This window comes from Streptomyces sp. NPDC031426 (genome assembly GCF_055581585.1).
In genome coordinates, this window is record NZ_JBVIJE010000010.1 from 301,663 (window position 1) to 315,617 (window position 13,955).

Here is a 13,955-nt window from a genome sequence, read left to right on the forward strand (position 1 = left end):
TTACAAAGCCAGGTCACAGGGCGGGTTTCCCTGTGGTGAACAACCAGGTGTCGAACAGGTCGCCCAGTTGCCGCCCGCTGACGCGCTCGGCGAGGCGGATGAAGTCGGCGGTGTCCGCGTTGCCGTACCGGTGGAGCCTGGTCCAGGCGGGCAGCAGCTTGAAGAAGGCCCGGTCGCCGATCCGCTCCCGGAGCATCTGCAGCGTCATCGCGCCACGCTGGTAGACGGCGGAGGCGAACATCGTGTCGCGCTGCGGGTCGGCGACCTTGATCTGCCAGAACGACGAGTCGGCGGGGCGGGCGTCGTAGGCGGCGCGGAAGGAGTCATGGGCCGACCTGGTCCCCTGGTGCTCCGCCCACAGCCACTGGGCGTAGGTGGCGAAGCCCTCGTTGAGCCAGATGTCCTTCCACTGCGCCACGCTCACCGAGTCGCCGAACCACTGGTGGGCCAGTTCGTGCACGATGGTCGTCTCGTTGCGCACGGCCGAGTAGGCGGGCTTGCTCTGCACCTCCAGCGAGAACCCGGCCTCGGGCATGTCGTCCACGATCGCGCCGGTCTCCTCGAACGGGTAAGGCCCGAAGAGCTGCGACCAGTAGTCGGTGGCGGCGGCGGTGACGGCGTACACGTCGACGCTGTTGCTGTTCTTCAGCACCGGATCGATAGCCACGTAGATCGGGATGCCGCCGGGGGTGCGCCCGGTGCGGACGTCGAACTTCCCGATGGTGGCGGTCGCGAGGTAGGTCGCCATGGGCCTCGACTCGCGCCAGTGGGTGTACGTCGAGCCGCCCTTGTCGTACGTCGACACGAGCCGGCCGTTGGACACGCCGGTCAGGCCCTTGGGCGCCTTGATCCGGATGTCGTAGGTGGCCTTGTCGGCGGGGTGGTCGCTGGACGGGAACCAGGTGGAGGCGGCGTTGGGCTCGCAGGCCACGAAGACGCCGTCTGCGGTCTTCATCCAGCCGTACTTGGAGCCGAACACGATGGGGCCGCCGAGGGGCTCCGGTATGCCGCCGTACGTGACGGTGACCCGGAAGGTGCGGCCCCGGGCGAGGCTGTGGCGCGGGGTGATGACGAGTTCGTCCCCGGTGCGCGTGAACTGGGCGTGTCTGCCGTCGACTTCGACGCCGCTGACATTCAGCTGCTGGAGGTCCAGGTCGAAGGAGGAGAGGCTCTGGGTGGCGCGCGCGGTGAGGGTCGTACGGCCGTCCAGGCGGCCGGTGTCGGGGGCGTAGGCGACGTCGAGGTCGTAGTGGAGGGCGTCGAAGCCGCCGTTGCCGAGATTGGGGAAGTAGGGGTCCTCGATGCCGGGGGCGCCCCGGGTGGGGGCAGGCGCGGCGGCGATGACCAGGAAGGAGACCGCCGCGGTCGCGAGAGTCCCCAGACGTGCCGAACGGGAGAGTGCCATCAGTCGTCCCTTTCGAGCGTGTACCGATCAGTGGTCGGACACGGACGACTGTGCACTCTCCCGTTCAGGCATGTACATGACTTTGCCCAGTTGTCATGTGCTACTTGTCGGTTGACTCCTGGGACTCGGTCTCGGCGGCCTCGGCGGACGCCTCAGAGGTCGCCTCGGTGGACTCCTCGGGAGTCTCGGAGGTCTCCTCGGAGGCCGGCTCGGCTGCTTCCTCGGCGGTCTCCTCGGCAGACGCCTCCGCGGACTCCTCGGCCAGTTCCGCCGCCACCGCCGCCGACGTCTCCGCCGACTCCGCGAGAACCTCGTCGGAGACCAGCTCGGCCGCCTCCTTGGCCGCGGAGAGCAGAACGGTGTCCTGCGGGGCCTGGTCCGCGAAGTTCTCCGGGTGGTGGCAGGCGACCCGCTGACCGGGCCTCAGCTCCAGCAGCGCCGGCTCGGTGGTCCGGCAGATCTCCGTCGCCTTCCAGCACCGGGTGTGGAAGCGGCAGCCGCTCGGCGGCGCGATCGGCGAGGGAACGTCGCCCTTGAGCAGGATCCGCTCGCTCTTCGTGTACTTCCGCTGCGGGTCGGGGATCGGGACGGCCGACATCAGCGCCTTGGTGTACGGGTGCATCGGCGCCTTGTACAGCGAGTCCCGGTCGGCGAGCTCCACGACCTTGCCGAGGTACATCACCGCGATCCGGTCCGAGACGTGCCGGACGACCGAAAGGTCGTGCGCGATGATCACGTACGTCAGGCCCAGCTCCTCCTGGAGGTCGTCCAGCAGGTTCACCACCTGCGCCTGGATCGACACGTCCAGCGCGGACACCGGCTCGTCGGCGACCACCAGCTTCGGCTTCAGGGCCAGCGCGCGGGCGATGCCGATGCGCTGGCGCTGGCCGCCGGAGAACTCGTGCGGATAGCGGTTGTAGTGCTCGGGGTTGAGGCCGACCACCGACAGCAACCGCTGCACTTCCTTCTTGATGCCGCCCTCGGGCTCGACGCCCTGGAGCTTGAAGGGAGCGCCGACGATGGTGCCGATGGTGTGGCGCGGGTTCAGCGACGAGTACGGGTCCTGGAAGATCATCTGCACATCGCGGCGCATGGGACGCATACCGCCCACGCCGAGGTGCGTGATGTCCTTGCCCTCGAACTCCACAGTGCCCGCGGTCGGTTCGAGCAGCCGGGTGATCAGCCGGCCCATGGTCGACTTGCCGCAGCCGGACTCGCCCACGACGCCCAGGGTCTCGCCCTTGCGCACCTCGAAGTCGATGCCGTCGACGGCGCGCACCGCCCCGACCTGCCGCTGCAGCAGGCCCTTGCGGATCGGGAAGTGCTTCTGGAGTCCGGTTACCTTCAGCAGGATCTCGCCGTCGGAGACGGCGGTGTCCTCGGCGGCGGCACCGTCACTCTGCGCGGGGATGCTCACTTTTTCGTCGCTCACAGCTTCGGCGCAATCTCTTCGGTCCAGATACGCTCCCGCTGCTCCTGCGTCATGTGGCAGGCCGCCCAGTGCCCGCTGCCGACCTCGGTCAGCTCGGGGCGGACCGTGCGGGTGACGTTGTCCTTCGGGATGTCCGCGTACGGGCAGCGCGGGTTGAAGGCGCACCCGGACGGGACGTTGATGAGGGAGGGCGGGGAGCCCTTGATCGGGATGAGCCGGTCGGTCTCCTCCCGGTCCAGCCGCGGCATCGAGCCGAGCAGACCCCAGGTGTAGGGGTGGCGGGGCGCGGCGAAGACCTCCTCGGCCGGCCCGCGCTCCACGCACCGGCCGCCGTACATGACCAGCAGGTCGTCGGCCATCTCGGCGACCACACCGAGGTCGTGCGTGATCATGATGACCGCGGAGCCGAACTCCTTCTGCAGATCCCGGATCAGGTCCAGGATCTGCGCCTGGACGGTGACGTCCAGGGCGGTGGTCGGCTCGTCGGCGATGAGCAGCTCGGGGTTGTTCACCAGCGCCATCGCGATCATCGCGCGCTGGCGCATACCGCCGGAGAACTCGTGCGGGTAGCCGTCGACACGCTTGGCCGGCTCCGGGATGCCCACGCGGTCCAGCATCTCGATCGCCCGCTGTTTGGCGACCTTCTTGCTGACCTTGTGGTGGACCCGGTAGGCCTCGACGATCTGCGCCCCGACCGTGTAGTAGGGGTGCATCGCGGACAGCGGGTCCTGGAAGATCATCGCCATCTTGCGGCCGCGCATCCGCCGGACCTCGTCCGGGTCGGCGGCGATCAGTTCCTGGCCGTCCAGCCAGACCTCGCCCGAGACGTGGGCGTTGGCCGCGCGGTGCAGGCCCATCACGCCGAGCGAGGTGACGGACTTGCCGGAACCGGACTCACCGACGATGCCCAGGGTCTTGCCCCGGCGCACGTCGAAGCTGACACCGTCCACCGACTTGACCAGGCCGTCGTCGGTGTTGAAGTGGATGCGCAGATCGCGTACGGAGAGGAACGCGTCGTCGGCGTCGGAGGGGGCGGAGCCGGCCGGTTCGCCGAGCGCCGCCTTTTCGAGCTTGCTCACGAGTACCTCACGCGGGGGTCGATGGCTGCGTACACCAGGTCGACGAGGAGATTGCACAAGACGATGAAGAACGCGGCGACCAGGGTCACGCCCATCACGATGGGCAGGTCGTTGTCCTTGATGGCCTGGATGGAGTACGCGCCGACACCCTGCAGGGAGAAGACGGTCTCGGTGAGCACCGCGGTACCGATGAGGGTGCCGAAGTCCATACCGAAGATGGTCACGATCGGGGTGAGCGTGGAACGCAGCCCGTGCTTGGTGACGACCACGGACTCCCTGAGGCCCTTGGCGCGTGCCGTGCGGATGTAGTCCTCGCTCATCGTCTCCAGCATGCCCGCCCGGGTGAGCCGGGCGTAGGTGGCGGAGAAGAGGAACGCGAGGCTGACCCAGGGCAGCAGCAGGTGCCAGGCCCAGTCGGCCGGGTTCTGGGTGAACGGCACGTAGTCGGTGCTGTCCCAGATGGGCCACTGGTAGACGAACAGCGCGTTGATCACCTGGCCGGTGAAGAAGATCGGCAGCGAGACGCCGGCGAGCGCGATGAACATCGAGATGCGGTCCACCGGCTTGCCCTTGCGGAGCGCCGAGACGACACCGGTCGTCACACCGAAGATCAGCCAGATCACCGCCGCGCCGACAGCCAGCGAGAAGGAGACCGGGATGCGCTGCTGGAGCTGGGGCCACACTTCGACGTGACTCTTGAAGGAGTACCCGAAGCAGGGGGCGCTGCAGTGCGTCGCGTCGGGGCCGAACTTGTAGTCGGCGCCCACGAACAGGCCCTTGATGTAGTCCCAGTACTGAACGTAGATGGGCTGGTCGAGTCCCAGGTTGTGCTTGATCGCGGCGACGGACGCGGGGTTGGCGTCCTTGCCGACGTACTGGGTGGCCAGCTGGGTGGCTGTCTGGCCGCCGAGCCGGGGGACCAGGAAGAAGATGGCGAAGGTGACTGCGCTGACCACCAGCAGCAGTACCAATGCGCCGAAGACGCGTCGGATGATGTACGCAGCCACAGCTGTGCGGCTCCGGGTGGCCGGGGCGGGGTGTGTCCGCCCCGGCCACCCGGTGCCTTCACCTGCCTTTCAGGGGTATCCGGCCTGCTGTTACTTCGAGGAGCTCAGCAGCAGGTAGTCGTACATGCCGAGGTACGCCTGCGTCACCGTGACGTTGGTCGCGGACGTGGGCCTGATCAGCAGGTTCTTGCGGTAGATCAGCGGGACGACCGAGGCGTTGTCGGCGACCATCTTGTCGATGTCACCCCAGGCCTTGGTGCGGGCCGCGCTGTCGGTGTTGCCGATGGCCGCCTTGAGAGCGGCGTTGATCTTCGGGTCGTTCAGCTCCATCAGGTTGTTGCCGCCCGAGGGCTTGATGGCGCTGCCGTCGATGATCTGGTCGAGGAAGCCGTAGCCGGTCGGCCAGTCGGCGCCCCACGCCATCATCATCATGCCGAGCTTGTGCTGGTGGACGTAGCTCGGGACACCGGCGAAGTTGGCGAAGTACTTGCCGGACGGGAACTGCTTGATGTCGACGTTGATGCCGACGGCCTTCAGGGAGTTCTGGATGGCCGTGGCGCCCGCGATCTCGGAGGGACGGTCGGAACGGGCCGTCAGCGTGGTGGAGAAGCCGTTCGGCTTGCCGCACTGCTTCAGCTCGTCCTTGGCCTTGGCCACGTCACCCTTGTGGCCCGCGGACGGGTACTCGTCGAACTTGGTGTAGCCGTTGACGGACGGCGGCAGCAGCGTGGTGGCCACGTCACCCTTCGGCGAGCCGCCCATGGCGTCGATCACCGACTGCTTGTCGACCGCCCACTGCACGGCCTTGCGGCAGTGCACGTTGTCGAACGGCGCGACGTGCAGGTTCAGCGCCATGTAACCGGTGGCGCCGGCGTAGGAGTTGTCCGTCTGCTTGGCGTACTTGCCGTTCAGGACCTTCGGCTGGGTCTGCGGCTGCACACCGGCGCCCGCGAGGTCGGCCGTGATCTTGTCAGCCAGCAGGTCGTTGTCGATCGAGACCGGGTTGACCTTGAACTTGACGTTGATCTTGTCCGGCAGGGCCTTGCGGATCGGGTCCGTCTTCGGGTCCCAGTTCGGGTTGCGGACGAGGGCGGCGCTGGCGCCCTCCTCGTACGACGCGAACTTGTAGGGGCCGGAGGACACGATGTGCTGGACGTACTTCGCACCGTCGTCCTTCGCCTGCGGCACGGGGGCCGTCTGGGAGAAGGTTGCCAGGTAGTCGAAGTCGGCGAACGGCTGGTTCAGGTGGAAGACGATCGTGCGGTCGTCCGGGGTGGCGATGGACGCCAGGCCGTTCTTGTCCTTGTACGGGCCCTTGTACTTGTCGCCGCCCTCCAGGTACGCCTTGAAGTACGTCGGGCCGTTGGACAGGGCCTCGGGCGCGAAGTTGGAGCGCTCGATCGCGTACTTGACGTCCTTGGACGTGATCGGCGTCCCGTCCTCGAACTTCAGGCCCGAACGCAGGTGGTACGTCCAGGTCTTGGCGTCCTTGCTGGGCGTGCCCAGGGACTCCGCGAGGTCCGGGACGACCGTGAGGCCGTCCTTGCCCGCGGCCGGCTTGAACGTGACGAGCGTCCGCGCGTACAGGCGCGAGAAGTTCTGCACGAAGCCGTAGTAGGTGTTGCCCGGGTCAAGGGAGTCCGGCACGTCAGAGTCTTCCAGGTTGAGCGTGCCTCCCTTCTTGCTCGACGCGTTGACGATGGAGTCCAGCGCCGCGTCCTTCGTTCCGTTGCCGCCACTGCTGCTCTTGCCGCCCCCGCCGCCGCACGCGGCCGCGCTCAGGGAGAGCACCGTGACCGATGCCACGGCGGCGATAACCCTTCTCGTCTTCACGTTGAGGAAGATCCCCTCTATCGATGGATCACTTGCTGCGAGGGTCGAGCGCGTCACGCAGCCCGTCACCCAGCAGGTTGAATGCCAGGACGGTGATGAAGATCGCCAGTCCGGGCACGAACATGTACTGCGGATCTGCGGTGTAGAGATCCACGGCGTTGCTGAGCATGCCGCCCCAGGAGGCCTGCGGCGGTGCGATGCCGACTCCGAGGAAGCTCAGCGCGGCCTCGAAGAGGATGTTCGTCGGGATGATCAGCGTCGAGTAGACGAGGATCGGCGCGACGAGGTTGGGGAGCAGTTCCCGGAACAGGATGTACGGGCCGCGGGCTCCCAGGCTGGTGGCGGCCTCGACGAATTCCCGCCTGCGCAGGGTCATCGTCTGAGCGCGCACGATACGCCCGATGTACGGCCAGCTGAAGAAGCCGATCACGAAGATCAGCACGGAGATCCGCAGCGGCAGACCGTTGAGCCCGAAGAAGCCGTCCTGCACGGAGGCCGAGATGGCGATGGCGAACAGCAGCAGCGGGAACGCCAGGAAGGTGTCCATGAGCTTGCTGATGATGCTGTCGACCCAGCCGCCGTAGTAGCCGGCGACAACGCCGAGTACGGCGCCGATGACCACCGAGAGGAGGGTGGCGCCACCGGCGACCAGGAGGGAGACCCAGGAGCCGTCGATGATGCGGGCGAGCATGTCGCGGCCGTACTGCGGGTCCACGCCCAGCGGGTGGGCCCAGCTCATGCCGCCGAAGCCGCCCTTGGGCGCGAGGAGCGCCGGGTCGATGAGGTCCTGGTTGAACTTGTCCGGATCGAGCCCGAAGATCCACTCGATCGGCTTGGCGAGCACCGCCATCAGCACGAGCAGAATGACGACGACGCCGCCCGCCACGGCCACCTTGTCCCGCTTGAACCGGGTCCAGGCGATCTGGCTGAGTGAACGCCCTTCGATCTGGCTCTTCTTGGCCCCGGCGAGCACAGACTCGGGAGGCGCTCCGGCCTCTGCCCCGGTGGTCTCGATCGGTGCGGTCACAGTTGACCTGACCCCTCTCGCCGGTGGTGACCGGCCTTTGTCCGCCGCTGTGGGCGGCTTGGTTCACTTACCTGCGCCGGCCGCACGTGGGTGACGGCCCAGAGAGCCAGCCGTTCCCGTGATTGGTTCGATCACAGGATCGATGGCCTCGCGTCTTGAGAGGCGAGTCTTCAACGCGCTCTCGATCACGCGCCAGGCCTGATGGAGAAAGTATGCGTAAACGTGATGCCGCCTAGGGGATTCCGTTATCCGAACAGGGAAGATCGCCTGCCGGACGTGGACATCAGGGGGCGTACCGGCCCTATTCGGGCGCGCAAACAGGGCAGTTGAGACCGATCGAGGCCGCCGGACCCGCCATCGTGACCGGCGTCACATCGGGCCGGTGGTCAGTAGGGCCTCGGGCTCGTGTACCCGTATCCGGGGTCGGGCGCGGGCGCCGGTGCCGCGTGGGCCTCGCGGTCGTAGAACGGGCGGGCGTTGACCCGCATCCACATCACGACCGGGTCGTAGTCGTCGGTCATGGCGACCGTCGACACCGGCAGGCCCTCCGGGACGGCGCCGACGGACTGCTGCATCATCGCGCGCACCGAGTCGACCGCGGCCGGGGAGGTGTCGTACACGTCCAGGCCGATGGCGAGGTAGGGCGCGCCGAGCGCCGGCTGCACCCAGGCGCGGCGCAGGGAGCGCAGGGCCGGGGTGCGGTGCGCGTTCTGCGCGAGCAGGGCGTAGAACTGCGGGATCGCGATGCCGGGTTCGGTCAGCCGGAGCGGGCCCGCGGGCTGGCGGTCCAGGCCCGTGGCGATGCGGCGCAGGTCCAGCCAGGGGATGCCGACGCCGCCGCCCGGGGCGTGCGGGTTGAGCCAGAGACCGTAGTGGTCGGGGTAGAGGGTGCGGGCCACGTCGAGTCCGTCGACGACCTCGTACGACCGGTTCCAGCCGCTGGCGGAGAGCTCCTGGGCGGAGGTGACACAGGGGGCGTACTGGAAGCCGTCGACCTCCATGTTCCCGTACTGGGCGTCCGGGGAGCCGGCCTGGCCGTGCCACAGGAGCATCCAGATCTGGCCGGAGGAGGGGGTGGCGAGGGCACGGAGCAGGGCTTCGTAGGCGTCGTAGCGGCCGGGGGTGACCTGGCGCAGCGTGTGTTCCACGCCGACGCTGCCGCTGTGGCTCGCGCTCACCTGTCGTGCCCTTCTTTTTGTGCCCCGGTGTTGGGAGACAGCTTATGCGCCCGGTAGCTCGGGGCCTTGGGTCCGTGCGCGGGTACGGGTGCGCGGGTGGTGATCGCGGCCACGCGGCGGAGCCGCATGCCGATACGGCCTACGGCCCCGCGTCCCTGGGCCGGCTCAGTGGCCGTACTGGTAGAAGGGCCGGACGTGCGACCTCAGCCATTCGGCCACCGGGTCGTCCGTCACGTCCAGGAGGACCAGGTTGACCGGCCACTTGACCGGGACTTTGCCGAGGGCCCGGCCCAGGGCCTGGAGGGGCAGGGCGCGCAGGTCGCCCTCCCACTGGGAGAGTTCGACGCCCACGAACATCACCGGCTCGTCCGTCTCTATGGCGGCCAGGCAGCGGCGGGCGGTGCGGACCACGCCGGTCTCGGCGAACTCGGCGGACGCGGCGGAGAGGAAGTCGACCGGGTCGTCCTGCCAGTCCGGCTCGAAGAGGCGGACCCGGGCGCCGGTGTTCGGGCCGTCGAGCGGGGTACGGCCGATGCGGCACAGCTCGGCCACCGCCGCAGGCGGAAGCGGGATGCCGACCAGGGCGTCGGGGTTCACCGCGATGCCGATCTGCGCGGGCAGGCCGCGGGCGAACTCCACGGCCGGGGCGATGGTGTACGGCATGTGGGAGCCGGCCGCCTGGCGCAGCTGCTCCTCGGAGCTGAACACCGGGACGTACGCCTGGCCGCCGATGTCCAGCGTGGGCAGGTCGAGCGGGCCGCTGTCGGGGCCGCCGCCGCTCGGCAGCGGAATCCAGAGCAGGCTCCGGCCCAGCACCTCGATGATCCGGCCGGCCGCGGCGGGTATGCCGAGGGAGGCCGAGAGCACCTCCTCCAGCTCGTTGCCTGGCCAGCCGCCGTGCGGCTGGGGGTGCGCCTGTGCCGGGAAGTCCGCGGGAATGTCCGCCGGGAAGTCCATCTGCCTACCGCCTGCTGGGAACCACTGCTGTGACCATGAAGGCTAGCGGGTGGCTGTGACAGTGCCTCACCTCGTGAAGGCGATCCGCCGCAGGGCGTTTGCCGCCGGCCGGTCCAGCAGCACGGCCGCACCACAGCCCGCGGGCAGCTCGCCGCGCTCGACCGCGTCCAGCAGCCGGGCGGTGGTGCGGCGGTGGCGGCGGAAGGCGTACCCGGAGACGCCCCGGCCGCGCTCGCGCTGGCCCTCGCGCGCGGTCTCGGGGGTGACGTCGAGCAGGAGCAGATGGAGGGTGCCGCCGCGGCGGCGGGCCTCCCGGGCGAGCCAGGCGCGCACCCAGGACTGGGTGCCGCAGTCGTGCACGACGACGCCCTCGCCGGTGCGCAGGGCGTGGCGCAGGCCGGCGTAGTGGGCGAGGCGGACCAGGGGGCGGTAGAGGGTGTAGGGGAGGAAGGCCGGCAGGCGGGCCGCCCAGCGGTCGCGGGTGTCCTGGGAGTCGATGCGGGGGCCGGTGACCGCGCGCCGCATCAGGGTCGACTTGCCGCTGCCGGGCAGGCCGGTGATCACGGCGAGGTCGCGGGGGCCGAAGGCCAGGGCGTGCGGGCCGCGGCCGGCCCGGTCCCGCAGGTCCCGGACGACCGGGGCCGGGGCGGGACGCTGCCTCGGCACCGCGATGCCGGTGGTGGCGGTGGCGGTGGCGGTGGCGTACACCGGGGTCCTGTTCACCGTGATCGTCCTCCCCTGTCGGCCGGTAATCTTCATTCCCCGACTGTGCAAAGAGAAGGTAATGGACGATGTCGTCGGCGGGGTCCGCGTCCTGCCACAGGTCGGTTACAAAAGCCCGCTCGCCATGCGATGATGTGGCCGCCAACTGCATACCGGCCGCTTGAATCCGCGCGGGAGAGTTCCCAGCAGCTTCGCTGGGGCGCCGAAGGAGCAAGTCCCTCCCTTGAATCTCTCAGGCCCCGTTACCGCGCGGGCGAGGCACATCTGAAAAGCGGGCCGCTGCGTCAGTGGCTCCACCCAAGGTGCAAGCCGTGATCGTCCCCGTGGCGGTCGTGGCGAACCTCTCAGGTTCCGATGACAGATGGGGAGGAACGTTCCTCGCCCGTCCTGCTTCCTGGGAGACGACCGACCGATGAGCAGTACCGAACTCCGTCACACCGCGCTCGATGCCCTGCATCGCTCGCTCGGTGCGACGATGACCGACTTCGCCGGCTGGGACATGCCGCTGCGCTACGGCTCCGAGCGCGACGAGCACATCGCCGTGCGGACGAAGGCGGGTCTCTTCGACCTCTCCCACATGGGCGAGATCACCGTCACCGGCGACGGGGCGGCCGCCTTCCTGAACTTCGCGCTGGTCGGCAACATCGCCTCCGTCGGCGTGGGCCGCGCCCGCTACACCATGATCTGCCAGGCCGACGGCGGCATCCTGGACGACCTGATCGTCTACCGGCTCGCCGAGACCGAGTACATGGTCGTCGCCAACGCCTCCAACGCCCAGGTGGTGCTGGACGCGCTGACCGAGCGCGCCGCCGGCTTCGACGCCGATGTCCGCGACGACCGGGACGCCTACGCTCTGATCGCCGTCCAGGGCCCGGAGTCCCCCGGCATCCTGAAGTCCCTCACCGACGCCGACCTCGACGGCCTCAAGTACTACGCCGGCCTGCCCGGCACGGTCGCCGGCGTCCCGGCACTGATCGCCCGCACCGGGTACACCGGCGAGGACGGCTTCGAGCTGTTCGTGAAGCCCGAGCACGCGGTCGAGCTGTGGCAGGCGCTGACCAAGGCCGGCGAGGGCGTCGGCCTGGTCCCGTGCGGCCTGTCCTGCCGGGACACCCTGCGCCTGGAGGCGGGCATGCCGCTGTACGGGCACGAGCTGACCACCTCGCTCACCCCCTTCGACGCCGGGCTGGGGCGGGTGGTGAAGTTCGAGAAGGAGGGCGACTTCGTGGGGCGCGAGGCGCTCACCGAGGCCGCCGCCAGGGCCGAGGCCAACCCGCCGCGCGTCCTCGTCGGGCTGATCGCCGAGGGCCGCCGGGTGCCGCGCGCCGGGTACGCCGTCGTCGCCGGCGGCGAGGTGATCGGCGAGGTCACCTCCGGCGCCCCCTCCCCCACCCTGGGCAAGCCGATCGCCATGGCCTACGTCGACGCGGCGCACGCGGCGCCGGGCACCGAGGGCGTCGGCGTGGACATCCGGGGCAGTCACGAGCCGTACGAGGTCGTGGCGCTGCCCTTCTACAAGCGCCAGAAGTAGACACTGGGCGCGGTCACTGTGTGACCCAGCGCACGTTTCCGCTGCTCACCAGCGGTCTCAGCAGTCCCCCCTTCATCAGCACTCCCGTGCGTACAGGAGAATTCAGGCCATGAGCAACCCCCAGCAGCTGCGCTACAGCAAGGAGCACGAGTGGCTGTCGCCCGCCGAGGACGGCGTGTCGACGGTCGGCATCACCGAGTTCGCGGCCAACGCGCTCGGCGATGTGGTCTACGCCCAGCTCCCCGAGGTCGGCTCCACCGTGACCGCGGGCGAGACCTGCGGCGAGCTGGAGTCGACCAAGTCGGTCTCCGACCTGTACTCGCCGGTCACCGGTGAGGTCACCGAGGTCAACGACGACGTCGTCAACGACCCGTCGCTGGTGAACTCGGCCCCCTTCGAGGGCGGCTGGCTGTTCAAGGTGCGCGTCGCGGAGGAGCCGGCCGACCTGCTCTCCGCCGACGAGTACACCGCCGAGACCGCCGGCTGAGGAGTCGTAGCCGTATGACCGTCCTGAACACGTCCCTGCACGAGCTGGACCCGGAGATCGCCGCCGCGGTCGACGCCGAGCTCGGCCGCCAGCAGTCCACGCTGGAGATGATCGCCTCCGAGAACTTCGCGCCGCTCGCGGTGATGGAGGCGCAGGGCTCCGTCCTCACCAACAAGTACGCCGAGGGCTACCCGGGCCGCCGCTACTACGGCGGCTGCGAGCACGTCGACGTCGCCGAGCAGATCGCCATCGACCGGATCAAGGAGCTGTTCGGCGCCGAGTACGCCAACGTCCAGCCCCACTCCGGCGCCTCCGCCAACCAGGCGGCCCTGTTCGCCCTCGCCCAGCCCGGGGACACCATCCTCGGCCTGGACCTCGCGCACGGCGGCCACCTGACCCACGGCATGCGCCTGAACTTCTCCGGCAAGCAGTTCAACGTGGTCGCCTACCACGTGGACGCCGCAACCGGCCTGGTCGACATGGCCGAGGTCGAGCGGCTCGCCAAGGAGCACCGCCCGAAGGTGATCATCGCGGGCTGGTCGGCGTACCCGCGCGAGCTGGACTTCGCGGAGTTCCGCCGGATCGCGGACGAGGTCGAGGCCTACCTGTGGGTCGACATGGCGCACTTCGCGGGCCTGGTCGCGGCCGGTCTGCACGCCAACCCGGTGCCCTACGCCGACGTGGTGACCTCCACCACGCACAAGACGCTCGGCGGTCCGCGCGGCGGCATCATCCTCGCCCGCGGCAAGGACTTCGCGAAGAAGCTGAACTCCTCCGTCTTCCCGGGCTTCCAGGGCGGTCCCCTGGAGCACGTGATCGCGGCGAAGGCCGTGTCCTTCAAGGTCGCCGCCTCGGAGGAGTTCAAGGAGCGCCAGCGTCGTACCGTGGAGGGTGCCCGCATCCTCGCCGAGCGCCTGACGGCGGCGGACGCGCGCGAGGCCGGGGTGAACGTGCTGTCCGGCGGCACGGACGTGCACCTGATCCTGGTCGACCTGCGCGAGTCCGAGCTGGACGGCCAGCAGGCCGAGGACCGCCTCCACGAGGTCGGCATCACGGTCAACCGCAACGCGGTCCCGAACGACCCGCGTCCCCCGATGGTGACGTCGGGCCTGCGGATCGGTACGCCCGCCCTCGCCACCCGCGGCTTCACGGCCGAGGACTTCGCCGAGGTCGCGGACGTGATCGCCGAGGCGCTGAAGCCGTCCTACGACGCGGAGGCCCTCAAGGCGCGCGTGAAGGCGCTCGCCGACAAGCACCCGCTGTACCCGGGCCTGAACAAGTAGACCCGGACAAGTA

At 69.2% G+C, this 13,955-nt stretch carries 12 protein-coding genes and 2 riboswitches; of the genes, 3 read left to right on the forward strand and 9 right to left on the reverse strand.

The features are described 5' to 3' along the window. Nucleotides 1-13: 13 nt before the first annotated feature. The 9 genes from ACZ5NH_RS23055 to ACZ5NH_RS23095 all read right to left on the reverse strand — a co-directional run bounded on the left by ACZ5NH_RS23055 (nt 14) and on the right by ACZ5NH_RS23095 (nt 10,641). Nucleotides 14-1,405 carry a M1 family metallopeptidase gene (locus ACZ5NH_RS23055; protein WP_468777682.1) on the reverse strand — a complete coding sequence of 464 codons (1,392 nt, stop codon included), beginning with the start codon at nt 1,403-1,405 and terminating at the stop codon, nt 14-16. 100 nt (nt 1,406-1,505) lie between these two features. Then, nucleotides 1,506-2,822 carry an ABC transporter ATP-binding protein gene (locus ACZ5NH_RS23060; protein WP_468777683.1) on the reverse strand — a complete coding sequence of 439 codons (1,317 nt, stop codon included), beginning with the start codon at nt 2,820-2,822 and terminating at the stop codon, nt 1,506-1,508. A gap of 11 nt (nt 2,823-2,833) precedes the next feature. Beyond that, nucleotides 2,834-3,916: an ABC transporter ATP-binding protein gene (locus tag ACZ5NH_RS23065; RefSeq protein WP_388628318.1), complete on the reverse strand. Its 1,083-nt coding sequence runs from the start codon at nt 3,914-3,916 to the stop codon at nt 2,834-2,836. After that, complete coding sequence (locus tag ACZ5NH_RS23070) at nt 3,913-4,923, reverse strand: ABC transporter permease (RefSeq protein ID WP_468777685.1); 1,011 nt, start codon at nt 4,921-4,923, stop codon at nt 3,913-3,915. The genes ACZ5NH_RS23065 and ACZ5NH_RS23070 overlap by 4 nt, the downstream gene beginning before the upstream one ends. A 90-nt stretch (nt 4,924-5,013) precedes the next feature. Next, the gene (locus ACZ5NH_RS23075) at nt 5,014-6,756 is read right to left on the reverse strand and encodes an ABC transporter substrate-binding protein (RefSeq protein ID WP_468777686.1); all 1,743 of its coding nucleotides are present in this window, start codon (nt 6,754-6,756) and stop codon (nt 5,014-5,016) included. Nucleotides 6,757-6,784: 28 nt separating this feature from the next. Then, nucleotides 6,785-7,783 (reverse strand): ABC transporter permease, encoded by a 999-nt coding sequence (locus tag ACZ5NH_RS23080; RefSeq protein ID WP_468777688.1) that lies wholly within the window; start codon nt 7,781-7,783, stop codon nt 6,785-6,787. A gap of 386 nt (nt 7,784-8,169) precedes the next feature. After that, entirely contained in the window at nt 8,170-8,961 is a 792-nt protein-coding gene (locus ACZ5NH_RS23085) for an enhanced serine sensitivity protein SseB C-terminal domain-containing protein (RefSeq protein ID WP_468777690.1), read from the reverse strand. A 165-nt stretch (nt 8,962-9,126) separates the two neighbouring features. After that, nucleotides 9,127-9,918: an enhanced serine sensitivity protein SseB gene (locus ACZ5NH_RS23090; RefSeq protein WP_468777692.1), complete on the reverse strand. Its 792-nt coding sequence runs from the start codon at nt 9,916-9,918 to the stop codon at nt 9,127-9,129. Nucleotides 9,919-9,984: 66 nt separating this feature from the next. Then, the gene (locus tag ACZ5NH_RS23095; protein WP_468777694.1) at nt 9,985-10,641 is read right to left on the reverse strand and encodes an AAA family ATPase; all 657 of its coding nucleotides are present in this window, start codon (nt 10,639-10,641) and stop codon (nt 9,985-9,987) included. A 161-nt stretch (nt 10,642-10,802) separates the two neighbouring features. Next, nucleotides 10,803-10,899, forward strand: a riboswitch (glycine riboswitch). Then, nucleotides 10,900-11,012, forward strand: a riboswitch (glycine riboswitch). It begins immediately after the preceding riboswitch. A 41-nt stretch (nt 11,013-11,053) separates the two neighbouring features. On the opposite strand from ACZ5NH_RS23095, the gene gcvT reads away from it, so the two are divergent. The 3 genes from gcvT to glyA all read left to right on the forward strand — a co-directional run bounded on the left by gcvT (nt 11,054) and on the right by glyA (nt 13,942). Next, nucleotides 11,054-12,172 carry a glycine cleavage system aminomethyltransferase GcvT gene (gcvT, locus tag ACZ5NH_RS23100; protein ID WP_468777696.1) on the forward strand — a complete coding sequence of 373 codons (1,119 nt, stop codon included), beginning with the start codon at nt 11,054-11,056 and terminating at the stop codon, nt 12,170-12,172. A gap of 109 nt (nt 12,173-12,281) precedes the next feature. Then, nucleotides 12,282-12,659, forward strand: coding sequence for a glycine cleavage system protein GcvH (gene gcvH / locus ACZ5NH_RS23105; RefSeq protein WP_388628337.1), 378 nt, complete (start codon nt 12,282-12,284; stop codon nt 12,657-12,659). A 14-nt stretch (nt 12,660-12,673) separates the two neighbouring features. Further along, a complete protein-coding gene (gene glyA, locus ACZ5NH_RS23110; protein ID WP_450980477.1) occupies nt 12,674-13,942 on the forward strand; it encodes a serine hydroxymethyltransferase in 1,269 nt (422 codons plus the stop codon). Nucleotides 13,943-13,955 lie beyond the last annotated feature (13 nt).

What these genes read in the sequence shown, in the direction of transcription:
- ACZ5NH_RS23055 (WP_468777682.1), bottom strand. Translation starts at nt 1,405, where the DNA reads ATGGCACTCTCCCGTTCGGCACGTCTGGGGACTCTCGCGACCGCGGCG.
- ACZ5NH_RS23090 (WP_468777692.1), bottom strand. Translation starts at nt 9,918, where the DNA reads ATGGACTTCCCGGCGGACATTCCCGCGGACTTCCCGGCACAGGCGCAC.
- gcvT (WP_468777696.1), top strand. Translation starts at nt 11,054, where the DNA reads ATGAGCAGTACCGAACTCCGTCACACCGCGCTCGATGCCCTGCATCGC.
- gcvH (WP_388628337.1), top strand. Translation starts at nt 12,282, where the DNA reads ATGAGCAACCCCCAGCAGCTGCGCTACAGCAAGGAGCACGAGTGGCTG.
- glyA (WP_450980477.1), top strand. Translation starts at nt 12,674, where the DNA reads ATGACCGTCCTGAACACGTCCCTGCACGAGCTGGACCCGGAGATCGCC.